Here is a 15083-nt window from a genome sequence, read left to right on the forward strand (position 1 = left end):
CGGGCCCATGCGGGGCGCAGTTCGGGGCCTCTGCGCGGGGGCGCAGCCCGGGGGCCGCTCTTCTGGTGCTGCGGGTGCTGGAAGGCGCACGGGGGTCCGTCGGGGAGGGCATGCTCCCGATCGGCCTGTCTGGCCGGCCGACGGCGGCTGCCGGCCCGCAACGCTGCCGGCCGGGTCGGGACGGCTGTGTCCGGACGGTACGAGGCGCGGCTGTGTCCGGACGGGCGTGTCGGCGGACGGCGCGCGGCGCGGCCGACCGTTTCAGCGGTCGGCGCGTGGCGGCTGCAGGGCTGCAGCGGACGCCGGCTCGCTGCGCTGCGGCCCGTCGCAATGCCGGACGGATCGGCGAAGGGCTGTCAGGTGGTTGTCGTGGCGCCGGTGGCGGGCTTCCTCCTCGCCCGGGCGCCATGTCGCGGGCGAGGAGGAAACGGAGGCGGGGTCAGTCGTTGAGGTGCTGGCGCAGGTAGGACTCGACGCCGTCGATCGCGATGCGCTCCTGCGTCATGCTGTCGCGCTCGCGGATCGTCACCGCGTGGTCCTCAAGCGTGTCGAAGTCGACGGTGATGCAGAACGGCGTGCCGATCTCGTCCTGGCGGCGGTAGCGGCGGCCGATCGCGCCGGCGTCGTCGAACTCGACGTTCCACCGGCGGCGGAGCTGCGCGGCCAGGTCGCGGGCCTTCGGCGACAGGTCGGCGTTGCGCGAGAGCGGCAGCACCGCGGCCTTGACCGGCGCGAGCCGGTGGTCGAGCCGCATGACCGTGCGCTTCTCCAGCTGGCCCTTGGCGTTGGGAGCCTCGTCCTCGCTGTAGGCGTCGAGCAGGAACGTCAGCGTGGCCCGGTCGACGCCCGCCGCCGGCTCGATGACGAAGGGGACGTAGCGCTCCCCGGTGTCCTGCTCGAAGAAGCTGAGGTCGACGCCCGACGCCTTGGAGTGGGCGGTCAGGTCGAAGTCGGTGCGGTTGGCGATGCCCTCCAGCTCACCCCACTCCGAGCCGGTGAAGTTGAAGCGGTATTCGATGTCGACGGTGCGCTTGGAGTAGTGGGACAGCTTGTCCTTGGGGTGCTCGTACAGGCGCAGGTTGTCCTTGTTGATGCCCAGGTCGGAGTACCAGCGGTAGCGCTCGTCGATCCAGTACTGGTGCCACTCCTCGTCGGTGCCCGGCTTGACGAAGAACTCCATCTCCATCTGCTCGAACTCGCGGGTGCGGAAGATGAAGTTGCCCGGCGTGATCTCGTTGCGGAACGACTTGCCGATCTGGCCGATGCCGAACGGGATCTTCCTGCGCGCGGACTGCTGCACGTTGAGGTAGTTGATGAAGATGCCCTGGGCCGTCTCGGGCCGCAGCCAGGCGAGGCCGGACTCGTCCTCGACCGGGCCGAGGAAGGTCTTGAGCAGGCCGCTGAACTGGCGGGGCTCGGTGAAGGTGCCCTTGTTGCCGCAGTTGGGGCAGGTGATGCCGGCCAGGCCGCCCTCGGGCTCGGCGCCGTGCTTCTCCTCGTACGCCTCGACCAGGTGGTCGGCGCGGAAGCGCTTGTGGCAGGACATGCACTCGGTGAGCGGGTCGGTGAAGGTCTCGACGTGGCCGCTGGCCCGCCACACCTCGGGAGCCAGGACGACCGAGGAGTCGAGGCCCACGACGTCCTCGCGGGCCTGGACCATCGACAGCCACCACTGCCGCTTGACGTTGTTCTTCAGCTCGACACCCAGCGGACCGTAGTCCCACGACGCGCGAAGTCCGCCGTAGATCTCGCTCGACGGGTAGACGAGCCCGCGGCGCTTGGCGAGGCTGACGATGGTGTCCATGACGTCGGTGCGTCGTGCCATTTTGGTTGGTTCTCTTTCCGGCTGGAGGTCGGCGAGTGTGAAAGTGTGAGCTCCCAGCTTAGGGGACGGGCGGAGGTCCCGGGCGCGAGTGGCTCTACGTCCCGTCCTGCGTGTGGACGTCCTCGTACGCGCTGGGTTCGTTGACCATGAGGATCATCAGCGGATACATCACCATGCGGGCGGCGGACAGCGCCCGGCGGTAGAACCCGGCGCCCTCCCACTCCGAGACCAGGGCCCACAGGTTGGGCTCGTCGACCGAGCGGGCCACTCGCCCGCGCAGGAAGCCCGGCTGGCCGGCGAACGTGTCGAGGATGGTCTGCCCTTGCTTGGCGAAGTCTTGGGACTGGGACTCTGGGACGGTGTATCGGATCACGGCGAGCACCTGAACAGCCTAGAGGCGCATCGGCCACTCCCGTAGGCTCTGGGCGTGGCCTCTCACGACAAGCGCCCGCTCCCGCAGGGCGAGCGGTTCTTCACCGAAGGCGCGAGCGGGCTGCGCAAGGCCGTGGAGCGGCGGAGCGCGGTGCCGATGGCGTACCTCTTCACGCAGGTGCCCCGCTGGGTGCCGCCCGTGGTGCTGGTGATGCTGCTGCTGACCGCGCTCGCGGTGGCGAACCCGCTCGGCGGGGTGGCGGCGCTGGCGGTGCTCGCGTTCATCGGCTGGCTGGCGTTCCTGTCCTGGCCGTCGCTGGGGCCGGGCGCGAAGGTGCTGCGGGTCGCCATGGTGCTGTTCGTGGCGGCGGTGGCGGCGACCCGCTTCGGCCTGATCCCCGGTTAGGCCGGGGGCAGCAGCGTGTAGTGCGGGAAGTTGCCCGGCAGGCGTTCGCCGTCCGGGCCCTCGGTCACGGCCTTGACCAGCAGTTCGCCGCCGACGAACGCGCCGCGCCAGGACGCGCCGAGCCCGCCGAACAGCTCCTCGCGGTCGCCGCGCGAGCGCGGCCGGTTGTGCCCGACCTTGAAGGCCCGCACCTCGGGGGCGAGGCGGCGGAAGGTCTCCTCCTCGTCGCAGGAGAGGGTGGCGACGAGCGCGCCGTTGCTGGCGTTCATGGCGGCCAGCAGCTCGGCTTCGGTGTCCACCAGGACGATCGTGTCGACCGGGCCGAACGGCTCGGCGTGGTGGAGCGGCGAGGAGCGGGGCGGGTCGAGCAGCGCGGTCGGGGCGAGATAGGCGGAGGTGTCCTGGCCCGGCAGGAAGTGCCCGGAGGCGGGCGAGGCCCGGTGCAGCGGCACGGCGCCGCGCGCCACCGCCTCGTCCACCTGGTCGGCGAGCTCCTTGGCTTTGGAGGCGTTGATGAGCGGGCCGAAGTCCAGCTCGGGCAGCGGGTCGTCCGGGCGGGCGACGGCGAGGGGGTGGCCGAAGCGCAGCGCGTCCACCGCTCCGAGGTAGGCCCGCAGGAAGTCGTGGAACAGCGCGCGCTGCACGACGAAGCGCGGGTAGGCGGTGCAGCGCTGCTTGCCGTAGTCGAAGGAGGCGCGGATCTGGCGGGTGAGGGTGTCCCAGTCGCCGTAGCGCCAGACGCCCCAGCAGTTGAGCCCCTCCTGCTCCAGCACGTGCCGCCGGCCGAGGTCGGCGAGTGAGGTGGCGACCTTCGCGCCGGCGTCCCTGCCGCCGACGAACGACACGCAGCCGAGTGCCCGCCCGCCGGCCAGCACCGGCGACAGCTCCGCTCCTCCCCCGCTGACGAGGGTGAACGGCAGCCCTTCGCGTACGGCGAGCGCGCAGGCCAGGGTGAGGCAGCTCAGCCCGCCGTCGGTGGGGGTCTTGGCGATGACCGCGTTGCCGGCCAGCGCCTGCACGAGCATGGCGTGCATGAGCACGCTCATCGGGTAGTTCCAGCTCGCGATGTTGCTGACCGGGCCGGGCAGCGGGGTGCGGCCGGCGGTCATCCGGTCGATCTCGTCGAGGTACCAGCGCACGCCGTCCAGGCAGCGGTCCACGTCGGCGCGGGCGGTCCGCCACGGCTTGCCGATCTCCCAGACCAGCAGCAGGGCCAGCAGGTCGCGGTGGGCGGCCATCGACTCGACGGCGGCGGTGACCATGGCCTTGCGGGCGGCGAGCGGGACGTGCCGCCAGCGCCGGTGCTCCTCGACCGCCCCGGCGACGGCCCGGCCCGCGCCGGCCCGGTCGAGGCGCGGCGGGCCGGCGATGGCGGTGCCGTCGAGGGGCGAGAAGCCGGGCACGGGGCGGCCGTCGCGGTGCCAGATGCCGCCCCAGTGGTTGAGCACCCGGTCGTCGTGGAAGGCTTCGGGGGCCGCCGTCCGGCAGCGGTCGTACGCGTCGTGCCAGGCCGTGCCCGGTTTGAGCCGCATGTCGGATCCTTCCTCAGTCGGACCAGTCGGCGGAGATGAGCTCGGGCAGCGGCTCGTACTCCTTGATCGCGTCCAGCGCCGGCCCCATGGCGGCGTTGGCCTCGCGCTCGACCATCACCTCCACCAGGACCGGCAGCCGCTCGCGGGCGGACTCGGCGCTCGCCCAGGCCAGCGCGTCACGGAGGTCGCCGGGCAGCTCGACCCGGCGCGCCGGGCAGCCGAACGCCTCCATGGCCTTGACGTGGTCGATGCCGCCCTCGCCGTAGTGCAGATCCACGGCGTAGTTCATCCCGTACGGGAGCTCGGCCTGCCGGATGAGCCCCAGGTACTCGTTGTTGATCATGATGATGACGAACGGGATCCGGTGCTGCGCGGCCACCGCGACCTCCTCCATGAGGAACTGGAAGGAGTAGTCGCCGACGACGGCCACCACCTGCCGCTCCGGATGCGCGCACTTGACGCCCATCGCGGCCGGCACCTCCCACCCCAGTGGCCCGGCCTGCCCGCACACCAGGTAGCGGCGCGGCAGGTACGTCGCCTGGAACTGCCCGGACCAGATCTGGTAGAGCCCGATCGCGGTGACGAACGTGGTGTCCCTGCCGAAGAAGTCGTTGATCTCGCGGAACACCCGGGGCGGCTTGATCGGCACGTCGTCGAAGTCGTCGCGCCGGTTCAGCGTGCGGCGCAGGCCGGCCACCTTGCGCGCCCACGTGCCCGGCGCGCGGGGGCCGCCGCGGGCGCGGGCCTCGTCGAGGAGCGCGGCGAGCGCCGGCCGGGCGTGCCCGACGATCCCGAGGTCGGGCTCGAAGACCCGGCCGAGCTGGGTCGGCTCGATGTCCACGTGGATGAAGGAGCGGCCGCGCCGGTAGACGTCCAGGTCGCCGGTGTGCCGGTCGCCGAAGCGGGCCCCGACGGCGAGCACGAGGTCGCTCTCCAGGAACGCGGCGTTCCCCCAGCGGGTCTGCGTCTGGATGCCGGCCATTCCGGCGAACAGCGGGTGGTCCTCGGGGAAGGCCCCCTTGCCCATGAGCGTCACCTGCACCGGCACCTGGAGGTACTCGGCCAGCGCCCGCAGCTCCTCCGCCGCCTCGCCGATGATGACGCCGCCGCCCGCGAGGATGATCGGCCGCCGGGCGCCCTCCAGCAGGTCCACCGCCCTGCGCACCGGCTTCGGCAGCGGGCGCGGCACCTCGACCGGCAGCGGGGCGTCGAGGTCGCGGTCGTAGCGGCAGGTGCCGCGCTGCACGTCGAGCGGCAGGTCGATGAGCACGGGCCCCGGCCGCCCGGAGCGGGCGATCCTGAACGCCTCGCGGAACACCCACGGCGCCTGGGCGGGCTCCTTGAGCTGCACCGCCCATTTGGTGACCGGCCGGGCGATCTCCACGATGTCGACCGCCTGGAACGCCTCCTGGTGCAGCTTGGCGCTCTCGGCCTGGCCGGTGACGCAGACGATGGGGATCGAGTCGGCGAGCGCGGTGTAGAGGCCGGTGATCATGTTGGTGCCGGCCGGGCCGGAGGTGCCGACGCAGACGCCGACGTTGCCGGTGACCCTGGCCCAGCCGTCGGCCGCGTGCGTGCCGCCCTCCTCGTGGCGGACCGTCACGTGCCGGATCGAGCTGCCCCGCAGCGCGGCGTAGAACGGCAGGATGGCCGCCCCGGGGATGCCGAAGACGGTGTCCACCCCCTCCGACTCCAGCACCGCGACCACGGCCTCCATGCACGGGATGCGCTTCACGTGTTCAGCCTTTCGACGACCTTGAGCAGGGCGGAGTGGTCGAGCGAGCCGTGTCCCTGTGCCCGCGCCGCGGCCACGAGCTGGGCGACCTGGCCGGTGAGCGGCAGCGCGACGCCGGCCTCGCGGGCGGCGGCGACGGCGATGCCCATGTCCTTGTGGTGCAGGTCGATGCGGAAGCCCGGGGTGAACTCGCGCCTGATCATGGTGTGGCGCTTGAGCTCCAGGATCCGGGAGCCGGCCAGGCCGCCCGCCAGCACGTCCAGCCCGGCGACGGGGTCCACGCCGCTCGCCTCCAGCAGCACGATCGCCTCGGCCACCAGGCCGTAGATGCCGCCGACGACGAGCTGGTTGGCCGCCTTCACGGTCTGCCCGGCCCCGGCGGGGCCCACGTGCACGATCGTCGTGCCGAGCGCCCCGAGGACCGGCCGGGCCGCCTCATACGCCTCCCGCTCGCCGCCCACCATGATCGACAGGGTGGCGTCGACCGCGCCGCGCTCGCCGCCGCTCACCGGGGCGTCCAGCGCCCGTACGCCGGCGGCGGCGGCCTCGCGCGCCACCTTGCGGGAGGTCTCCGGCCTGATCGTGCTCATGTCGAGGTAGAGCAGGCCGGGGCGGCCGTGCCTGACGACGAGCGGCGCGACCTCCTCGACCTGCGGCGAGTCGGGCAGCATGGTGATCACGACGTCCGCGCCCTCGACCGCGCCGGGCACGTCGGCGGCGGCCTCGCCGCCGAGCGCGGCCAGCCGTTCGACGGGCGCGGCGCTCACGTCGTGGCCGCGTACGGTGTGCCCCGCCTTGACGAGGTTGGCGGCCATGGGGCCGCCCATGATCCCCAGACCGATGAAGCCGATGTTCACGCGTGCCTCCAGTCGAACGCGCCCGGCCCCTCGTGCCGGTACTCCAGGCCGACGTGCCCCTCGTAGCCCGCCGCCGCCAGCCGCGCGAGGATCTCCGGGTACGGCATCCCCCCGCTGCCCGGCCGTCCCCTGCCGGGGTCGTCGGCGATCTGCACGTGGCCGAAGCGGGCGGCGTGGCGGTCGATGAGCGCGAGCACGTCCTCGCCCATCCGGTGCAGGTGGTAGAGGTCGGCCAGGAACGCGACGTTCTCCCTGTCCACCTCGTCGATCAGCGCGAACGCCGCCTCCGACGACGTGATCGGATAGCGCGGGTTGTCGTGGGCGTTGAGCGCCTCGACGACCACGGTCGCGCCCACGCCGGCCGCCGCGTCCGCCGCCCGGCGCAGGTTGGCCACGGCCAGCTCCCTGTCGGTGCCGGGGCCGTTGCCGTAGAGGGCGTTCAGCACCGGGCAGCCCAGCTCCCCGGCCAGCCGGACGGCCGGCCCGATGCCGGCGAGGAACCGCTGCGCGCCGTCGGGGCGGGCCAGCAGGCCGCGCTCGCCCGCCGCCATGTCGCCGGCGTCGAAGTTCAGCCCGGTGAGGCGGACCCCGGCCGCCTCGATCGCCCGGCGCAGGGCGGCCGTCTCCGCTGCCGCCGGCTCCGGCCCGCCGAACGGCCACCACAGCTCGACGGCGTCGAACCCGTGCTTGGCCGCCGCGGCGGGCCGCTCCAGCAGCGGCAGCTCGGTGAACAGGATGGACAGGTTGACGGCGAACCTCACCGGGCACCCGCCAGGACCGAGCGCAGCAGGCGGGCGGTCTCGGACGGGGTCTCGCCGACGCGGACGCCGGCGGCCTCCAGCGCCTCCTTCTTGGCGCGGGCGGTGCCGGACGAGCCGGACACGATGGCCCCGGCGTGGCCCATCGTCCTGCCCTCGGGGGCGGTGAACCCGGCCACGTACGCCACCACCGGCTTCGTGACGTGCCCGGCGATGTGGGCGGCGGCCCGCTCCTCGGCGTCGCCGCCGATCTCGCCGATCATCACGATCGCGTCGGTGCCCGGGTCGTCCTGGAACGCCCGCAGGCAGTCGATGTGCGTGGTGCCGACGACCGGGTCGCCGCCGATGCCGACGCAGGTGGAGAAGCCGAGGTCGCGCAGCTCGTACATGAGCTGGTAGGTGAGGGTGCCGGACTTGGAGACCAGGCCGATGCGGCCGGCGGTGGTGATGTCGGCGGGGATGATGCCGGCCGACGACTGCCCGGGGCTGATCAGTCCGGGGCAGTTGGGGCCGATGATCCGGGTACGTCCCCGCGCGAGCGCCCGGAAGCGCACGGTGTCGTGCACCGGTACGCCCTCGGTGATCACCACGCACAGCGGCACCCCGGCGGCCACGGCCTCCTCGACGGCCCCGCCGGTGAAGCGCGGCGGCACGAACACCACCGACACGTCCGCGCCGGTCTCCTCCACCGCCTCGGCCACCGAGCCGAACACCGGCACCGTGCGCTCGCCGAAGTCCACCGACCGGCCGCCCTTGCCCGGGGTCACCCCGGCCACGACGTCGGTGCCGGCGGCCAGCATGCGGGCCGTGTGCCGAGTGCCCTCCGCGCCGGTCATGCCCTGCACGAGCACCCGGCTGTCCTTGGTGAGGAAGATCGCCATCTTTCACGCCCCTGCCGCGAGTCCGGCCGCCGTGGCTGCGGCGGCGTCCATGGTGGAGACCTGGCGGACGGCCGGGTGCCTGGCCTCGTCGAGGATGCGCCGGCCCAGCTCGGCGTTGTTGCCGTCGAGCCGTACGACGATGGGCCGGCCGTGGCCCCGCTCGCCCAGGAGTTGCAGTGCGGTGACGATGCCGTTGGCCACGGCGTCGCAGGCGGTGATGCCCCCGAAGACGTTGACCAGCACCGAGCGCACGTCGGGGTCGGCCAGGATGATCTCCAGCCCGTCGGCCATCACCTGCGCGGAGGCGCCGCCGCCGATGTCCAGGAAGTTCGCCGGGGCCGCGCCGGCGCCGGCCACCACGTCCAGCGTGCTCATCACCAGGCCCGCGCCGTTGCCGATCACGCCGACCGTGCCGTCCAGCTTCACGTAGTTGAGCCCCTTGGCGCGGGCGCGGTCCTCCAGGCCGCCGGTCGGCTCCTCGGCCTCGCGCCGGTGCCGGAAGGCGGCGTTGTCGTCCAGGGTGACCTTGCCGTCGAGCGCCACGACGCGCTGGTCGGTGGTGCAGATGAGCGGGTTGACCTCGACCAGCAGCGCGTCCTCTGCCACCAGCACCCGCCACAGCCGTTCCAGCACCTCGGCGGCCTGCTCGGGCAGGCCCGCCTTGGCCGCGAGCAGCCGGGCGGCCTCGGCGTCCACGCCCTCGACCGGGTCCACGGGGAGCCGGACGATCGCGCCGGGGTCGCGCGCCGCCAGCTCCTCGATCTCCACGCCGCCCTGGCCGGACACCATCGCCAGGAAACCGCCCTCGGCGCGGTCCACCAGGAAGGCCGCGTAGTACTCCTCGAACGGCACGGTCGCGGCCTCCACCAGGACGCGGCGGGCGCGGTGCCCCTTGATGTCCATCCCGAGCACGCGGGCGGCCTCGTGCTCGGCCGCGACCGGCCCCGCCGCCGGCCTGATGCCGCCCGCCTTGCCTCGTCCACCGGTCTTGACCTGGGCCTTGATGACGACGGGCGCGTTCAGGTCGGCCGCGATCGCGCGGGCCTCGGCCGGGGTCTCCGCGACCGCGCCACGCGGGACCGGGATGCCGTGCCGCCTGAAGAGCTCCTTCGCCTGGTACTCGTACAGGTCCATGCGAGCCTCCTTTGTGTACGGTATACCGTATGGAATATTCTCCGTCTAGGGCTCGACAGTGGGCTGATCAGCGGGATATTCCATACAGTATGGAGAATGCAATCCGTGACTGGCGGGGCCGTGCCTACCTTCCCGGACCCGTCCCCGCAGACCGCACCCGCATGTTCCGGCTCGCCCTGGCCGCCATGGCGGCGATCAGCCCCCTCCAGTACGGCTTCGCCGCGCTCCTCGCCCGCGAGGGCGCCGGCCTGACCCTGCTCGCCGCCTGGATCGCCGCCCAGGCCGCGGGTGCGCTCCCGGCCCTCCACCTGGTACGGCGTGGCCGCCTCGGCGTCCGGCCCGCGCTGGCCGCCGGGGCCGCGCTGAGCGCCGCCGGGCTCGCCGCCGCCGGGCTCGCCGGGGCGTCCTGGCCGCTCGCCCTCGCCGGGTACGCGCTGCTCGGCGGGCTGGGCGCGGGCCTGGTCTACGGGGTGTGCTGCGAGGTCGTCGCCTCCTGGTACCCGGAGCGGGCCGCCGCCCGGGTCGGGCTGATCACCGGGGCCTTCGGGTACGGCGCCGTGCCGCTGCTGGTGTGGGCCGGGCTCGCCCCGGGCGCGACGCCGGCCGCCTTCGTGACCGCCGCCATCGTGGCCGCCGTCGTCGTCGGGGCGGCGGCGCGGGGGCTGCGCCCGGCCCCGGCGCTGTGGTGGCCGGAGAGCCTGGATCCGCGTACGCACGCGCTCGACGCGGCCCGGCTGCGGGTCACCCCCGACGCCGCCCGCCAGTTCCTCCTGCCGCAGGCGCTGCGCACGCGCGCGCTCCCGGCGCTGGCGCTCATCCTGACCTGTGCCGGGGCGGTGTCGGTGTTCGACGTGATCGTGGTGGCGGCGACCGGGGCGTGGGCGGCGGCGGCGCTGCTGGTCGCGCTCAACGGCGCGGGGCGGGCGCTGGCGATGCGCTGCTCCGAGCGGTTCGGGCGGCGTCGCACCCTGGCCGGCGTCCTCGGCTCGCTCGCCCTCGGCCAGCTCCTCCTCGCCGCCGGCCTGGCAGCAGGGGCCGGGCACGGGGTGCTGCTCTGGCTGGGGGTGGTGGCGGCCGGGCTCGGGGGCGGGGCCTTCTATCCGCTGCTGGCCAGCCTCGTCCGCGAGTTCTTCGGGGTCGAGCGGCACGGCGAGATCCACGCCGTCGTCTACAGCGCCAAGGCCCTGGCGGGGGTCGGCGCGGTCGCGCTGGCCGCCGCCGCGCTGAGCGCGCCCGCGACCGCCCTGCTGGCCGCGGCCGCGCTGGCGGCCCTGCCCGCGCTGGCCGCGCCCCGCCTGCGCCTGCCCGGCCTGCCCGCCACGCTCCCCGCGTGAGTCACAGGGCCCCTGTGCAGGCATTCTGTGACGAGGCTCACGGGCCGCGTTCATGCGGCGAACGGTATGCTGTAGGCAGTCGACCAAAAACAGCGAAACGCCCGAACCCGTACGATACGCAGTTCCCTGGAGAGGTGACCATGTTGCTGTCGGAGCAGGCCGGTCAGCCGGCGGCCACCAAGATCCAGCGCCCCGCCACGCTGCGGGAGAGCGTCATCGAGGCCATCCAGGAGCTCATCGTCTCCGGCCAGCTCAAGCCCGGCCAGCACCTGGTCGAGAGCGAGCTGGCCGACCTCCTCGGCGTCTCCAGGCAGCCGGTGCGCGAGGCGCTCCAGCAGCTCAGCGGCGAGGGCTGGGTGGACCTGCACCCCGGCCAGGGCGCGTTCGTGCACGTGCCCACCGTGGAGGAGGCCGACCAGCTGCTCGCGGTCCGCGCGCTGCTGGAGACCGAGGCGGCGCGCCTGGCCGCCCAGCACGCCGGCGAGGACGGCGTGAAGCGGCTGCGCGAGCTCTGCGCGCGCGGCATCGCGGCCGTGCGGGCCGACGACGTGGACGCCGCCGTGGCCACCAACTCCGAGCTGCACGCCCTGGTGACCGCGCTGTCCGGCAACAAGGTGCTGGCCGAGCTGACCAGCCAGGTGGCCAGGCGGGTGCGATGGTACCACACGCCGGTGGCCCGCCAGCGCGGCATGGCCTCCTGGGAGGAGCACACGAGCCTGATCGACGCCATCGAGGCCGGCGACGAGCGCCGCGCGGCGAAGGTCATGCGCGAGCACACCGAGCACACCCGCGTGTCCTACATGGAGCAGCGGGAGAAGGAGCCGGTCGAGCCCGCTCCCAAGCCCGTGCGCCGGCGCCGCCGTACGGCCGGCTGAATGCCGTTTGACCTGACGTTCACATCGTGACACCCGCCCGGAAACACCTCCGCCGGAGGATGGGGCGGCACGGATGGGAGGTGCATGACCATGAGAGCGTTCCTCCGCTTTCTCCTCGCGGAACCCGCGGGCTCGCCGTCGGACGGCCGCGCGATCGGCCTCGGGCTGAGCACGGCCCTGCGCAGGCAGGGCTCGGCCGACGACGCCGAGCGCTACCTGCGGCTGTGGGCCACGCCGGGCACGACGTCCGGGCACGACGTCCACGAGAGCCCGCGGCACTGAGCCGCGGCGGAAGCGGCACGCCCCCGCCGCGGCCCGGCGCCGCTACGACTGCCCCGATGACCGGCCCGAGGACTGGCCCGCCGACTCCGGCTCGCGAGCTCTCCTGGCGTCGCGGGCCGACTTGACCAGGCTCAGCACCGTCGTCACCGCGAGGGTGCCGACGATGACGCCGAGGGAGACCATGATCGGCACCTCCGGCGCCCAGGACACGCCGTCGTGGTGCAGCGCCTCCATGATGAGCTTCAGCCCGATGAAGGCGAGCACCACCGACAGCCCCTTGCTCAGGTAGACGAGCCGGTCGAGCAGCCCGCCGATGAGGAAGAAGAGCTGCCGCAGCCCCATGAGGGCGAACGCGTTCGCGGTGAACACCAGGTAGGGCTCCTTGGTGAGCCCGAAGATGGCCGGGATCGAGTCGAGCGCGAACAGCAGGTCGGTGGTCCCGATGGCGACCATCACGATCAGCATCGGGGTCACCAGCCTGCGCCCGTGGTGCACGGTGAGGCGGGCGCCGTGGTAGGTGTCCGTGGTCGGCAGCACCCGCCGCACGGTCCGCAGCGCGAGGTTCTCGGAGAACTCCGCCTCCTCCTCGTGCCCGATGAGCTTCCACGCTGTATAGACGAGGAAGGCGCCGAACACGTAGAAGAGCCAGTCGAAGCGCTGGACGGCGCCCGCGCCGGCCGCGATGAACGCCCCGCGCATGACCAGCGCCAGCACGATGCCGATGAGCAGCACCTTCTGCCGGTACTCCCGCGGCACCCGGAACCTGCTCATGATCAGCAGGAACACGAAGAGGTTGTCCACGCTGAGCGAGTACTCGGTGATCCATCCCGCGAAGAACTCGCCGCCGTGCGCGGGGCCGGACAGCAGGAGCAGTCCGGCGCCGAAGGCCGCGGCCAGTCCGACGTAGAACGACACCCAGCCGACGCACTCGCGCATCGACGGCTCGTGCGGGTTGCGGGCCACCATCCAGAAGTCGAACGCGAGGACCGCGGCGAAGCCCCCGAGGGTGGCCGCCCAGATCCAGAAGGGCAGGTTCACCGCCTGCTTCCCTTCTTTCCTGCACGCAGCGTCGTGGCGTACCTGACGTAGACGGCGAGCAACTCGGCCGCCAGCGGGTTGACGGCCGCGCGGTGGGACAGCCAGTACGGCATGAACCGCTCGTGCAGCCAGACGAAGCCGATGGCGAAGCCGAGCCCCACCATGGCCTGGTAGGCGAGGAAGGGAAGCACGCCGTCGTGCATGCCCACCCCCGCCACGCTCTCCTGGAGCAGCCGGGACAGCGGGAAGGCCGCCATCCAGTACAGGCCGGCCGGCCCGAAGGTGCCGGGCCGGAGCACGCCGTGGCCGACGAGCACGCCGAACAGCCCGCCGAAGAGGGCGAGCGGCGTGGCCAGCGCCAGGGCCGCCTGGGCGGCCAGTCCGGTGGGCGCCCCCGCGAACAGGGTCAGCCCACCGGCCATGGCGCCGGCGACGGCTCCGATGGACGCCCCTGGCAGGGCGAGCTCGAAACTGTGCCGTCGCTCCATCAGCCCACGACCACGCCGTAGGCGAAGAGGCTGTAGAACAGCATGCCGAGGTAGAACACCGCGCCGAAGCCGATGATCACGTTCGACCACCACCGGGGCCTGATCGGCTTGGGCAGCATGCGGTTGTTGACCAGCAGCAGCGTCACGCAGTACGCCCCCATCGCGAACGTCGACAGGAACGCCAGCGTGTCCAGGATCCCGCTCGGCCCGTCGGCGGGGCCGAAGAGCAGGATCAGGATCCCGAAGAGGATCACTCCCCACAGGAAGATCGCGTACAGCTTGGACATGCCGAGCTTCTTCGCGCCGGGGATGAAGTGGAAGGTCATGTCCGCCTGGCCGCGCGAGAACGAGTCGAACAGGCCGAGCGTCGCGTTCAGGCCGATCAGCGCGATGAACCCGAGGAACACGACCCCGAGAACCGAGCTGCCCGCCGAGGAGACGGCGTTCGACATCGCGGTCAGCGCCACCTCCCGGTCGTCGCCCTGAATGACCTGCCGCACGCCCGGGTCGATCCGCACCGCCGCCTGCGCGATCACCGTGAAGGAGATCGTGACCAGCATGGTGATGCCCCAGAACAACAGCAGCGCGTCGAAGGTGACCCAGCGCCGCCAGCCCTTCCACTTCGCCATCTCGGCCGGGTCGGAGGTGTCGAACATGAACCCGCGGGCGGGCCGCTCCTCCTCCTCGCCGGCGTGCCGCAGCCCGCGGATCTGCGGCTGGTGCGCGCCCATGCCGGCCCCGGAGTCACGCAGGTGCAGCGTGTACCACATCTGCTGCATGCCGGAGGGCCCGGCGAACGCGCACGCCCCGACGATGACCGGGAACCAGGCCGCCGACATCGCCTGCGGCGGCAGGTAGCCGAAGGAGAACATGCCGGTGATCGTGGTGACCACGTCGCTCCAGGAGCCGACCATGGCCGCGACCACGGCCGTGCCGAGCACGAGCGCGCCGATGAGCAGCGACAGCACGTTCTCCAGGAGGTTGTAGATCACCTTGGCGAGGGTGAAGACCACGCCGACGAGGATCAGCCCCGCGATCGCGGTCACCATCCACGGTATGCCGGTGATCTCCTCGAACGCCGCCGCCCCCGCCGACAGGTGCCCCGGCCAGATGTAGACCGCGACGGCGACGACGAAGAAGAACCACATCAGCGGCTTGAACACCCGGGCCGCGCCGGAGAAGATGCTCTCCCCGGTGGCCATGGCGTAGCGCGCCATCTCCAGCATGACCACGGCCTGCAGGGTCACGCCGATCAGGAACAGCCACCTGATCTCCGGCCCGAACAGCAGCACCAGCCGGGGCCACATGTACGACTCGCCCATGCCGACGCCGAGCGCGACCAGGAAGACCGTCGGCCCGAGCAGGTGCACCGAGGGCGGCGCGTCGGGGAGCTTCCTGATGGGCATCGGCTCCAGCCGGCCCGCCTTCCATACTCGTTGATCCTCCACCGGCGGCGTGGCCGTCGCCGGTGGTGTGTTCGATGTGTCCACCTACGGACCTCCTGGGGGGTGTGTTGCCTTCCTCGTGCGCCCCGATCTAGCCCCCTCGCCTCGTCCTGCTCCGCCT

Annotated in this window: 15 protein-coding genes; 4 read left to right on the forward strand and 11 right to left on the reverse strand. The window is 72.8% G+C overall.

Features of this window, described 5'->3' with window-relative positions:
* Positions 1–439 precede the first annotated feature (439 nt).
* Together ABD292_RS01985 and ABD292_RS01990 are read right to left on the reverse strand one after the other, a co-directional pair.
* A complete protein-coding gene (locus tag ABD292_RS01985) occupies positions 440–1825 on the reverse strand; it encodes a glycine--tRNA ligase (protein WP_344204745.1) in 1386 nt (461 codons plus the stop codon).
* A 94-nt stretch (positions 1826–1919) separates the two neighbouring features.
* Positions 1920–2198 carry an antibiotic biosynthesis monooxygenase family protein gene (locus ABD292_RS01990; RefSeq protein ID WP_344204747.1) on the reverse strand — a complete coding sequence of 93 codons (279 nt, stop codon included), beginning with the start codon at positions 2196–2198 and terminating at the stop codon, positions 1920–1922.
* A gap of 54 nt (positions 2199–2252) precedes the next feature.
* Between ABD292_RS01990 and ABD292_RS01995 the strand changes: the two genes are divergently transcribed.
* The gene (locus tag ABD292_RS01995) at positions 2253–2603 is read left to right on the forward strand and encodes a DUF6703 family protein (protein ID WP_344204749.1); all 351 of its coding nucleotides are present in this window, start codon (positions 2253–2255) and stop codon (positions 2601–2603) included.
* Here ABD292_RS01995 and ABD292_RS02000 read toward each other — a convergent pair.
* The 6 genes from ABD292_RS02000 to sucC are packed head-to-tail and all read right to left on the reverse strand — an operon-like array spanning position 2600 to position 9500.
* Positions 2600–4135 carry an aldehyde dehydrogenase family protein gene (locus tag ABD292_RS02000; RefSeq protein WP_344204751.1) on the reverse strand — a complete coding sequence of 512 codons (1536 nt, stop codon included), beginning with the start codon at positions 4133–4135 and terminating at the stop codon, positions 2600–2602. The two genes, ABD292_RS01995 and ABD292_RS02000, sit on opposite strands and share 4 nt — an antisense overlap.
* A 13-nt stretch (positions 4136–4148) precedes the next feature.
* Positions 4149–5870 (reverse strand): glyoxylate carboligase, encoded by a 1722-nt coding sequence (gcl, locus tag ABD292_RS02005; protein ID WP_344204753.1) that lies wholly within the window; start codon positions 5868–5870, stop codon positions 4149–4151.
* Positions 5867–6727 (reverse strand): 2-hydroxy-3-oxopropionate reductase, encoded by an 861-nt coding sequence (locus tag ABD292_RS02010; protein ID WP_344204754.1) that lies wholly within the window; start codon positions 6725–6727, stop codon positions 5867–5869. The genes gcl and ABD292_RS02010 overlap by 4 nt, the downstream gene beginning before the upstream one ends.
* A complete protein-coding gene (locus ABD292_RS02015; RefSeq protein WP_344204755.1) occupies positions 6724–7488 on the reverse strand; it encodes a hydroxypyruvate isomerase family protein in 765 nt (254 codons plus the stop codon). The genes ABD292_RS02010 and ABD292_RS02015 overlap by 4 nt, the downstream gene beginning before the upstream one ends.
* On the reverse strand, positions 7485–8366 hold the full coding sequence (sucD, locus tag ABD292_RS02020; RefSeq protein ID WP_344204757.1) for a succinate--CoA ligase subunit alpha: 882 nt from the start codon (positions 8364–8366) through the stop codon (positions 7485–7487). The genes ABD292_RS02015 and sucD overlap by 4 nt, the downstream gene beginning before the upstream one ends.
* Before the next feature lie 3 nt (positions 8367–8369).
* On the reverse strand, positions 8370–9500 hold the full coding sequence (sucC, locus tag ABD292_RS02025) for an ADP-forming succinate--CoA ligase subunit beta (RefSeq protein ID WP_344204758.1): 1131 nt from the start codon (positions 9498–9500) through the stop codon (positions 8370–8372).
* An 89-nt stretch (positions 9501–9589) separates the two neighbouring features.
* Between sucC and ABD292_RS02030 the strand changes: the two genes are divergently transcribed.
* The 3 genes from ABD292_RS02030 to ABD292_RS02040 all read left to right on the forward strand — a co-directional run bounded on the left by ABD292_RS02030 (position 9590) and on the right by ABD292_RS02040 (position 11991).
* Entirely contained in the window at positions 9590–10834 is a 1245-nt protein-coding gene (locus tag ABD292_RS02030; protein ID WP_344204759.1) for an MFS transporter, read from the forward strand.
* Between the two features lie 140 nt (positions 10835–10974).
* Positions 10975–11709 carry a GntR family transcriptional regulator gene (locus ABD292_RS02035; protein ID WP_344205289.1) on the forward strand — a complete coding sequence of 245 codons (735 nt, stop codon included), beginning with the start codon at positions 10975–10977 and terminating at the stop codon, positions 11707–11709.
* A 90-nt stretch (positions 11710–11799) separates the two neighbouring features.
* On the forward strand, positions 11800–11991 hold the full coding sequence (locus ABD292_RS02040) for a hypothetical protein (protein ID WP_344204760.1): 192 nt from the start codon (positions 11800–11802) through the stop codon (positions 11989–11991).
* Between the two features lie 42 nt (positions 11992–12033).
* Here the strand turns inward: ABD292_RS02040 and ABD292_RS02045 are convergent, their stop codons facing one another.
* The 3 genes from ABD292_RS02045 to ABD292_RS02055 are packed head-to-tail and all read right to left on the reverse strand — an operon-like array spanning position 12034 to position 15007.
* On the reverse strand, positions 12034–13029 hold the full coding sequence (locus ABD292_RS02045; protein WP_344204762.1) for a TerC family protein: 996 nt from the start codon (positions 13027–13029) through the stop codon (positions 12034–12036).
* Entirely contained in the window at positions 13026–13517 is a 492-nt protein-coding gene (locus tag ABD292_RS02050; RefSeq protein WP_344204763.1) for a hypothetical protein, read from the reverse strand. Before ABD292_RS02050 ends, ABD292_RS02045 begins: the two co-directional genes overlap by 4 nt.
* Positions 13517–15007: an Nramp family divalent metal transporter gene (locus ABD292_RS02055; RefSeq protein WP_245774958.1), complete on the reverse strand. Its 1491-nt coding sequence runs from the start codon at positions 15005–15007 to the stop codon at positions 13517–13519. Before ABD292_RS02055 ends, ABD292_RS02050 begins: the two co-directional genes overlap by 1 nt.
* Positions 15008–15083: the final 76 nt, after the last annotated feature.

The sequence above is a fragment of the Nonomuraea bangladeshensis genome (assembly GCF_039529455.1).
Lineage (GTDB): Bacteria > Actinomycetota > Actinomycetes > Streptosporangiales > Streptosporangiaceae > Nonomuraea > Nonomuraea bangladeshensis.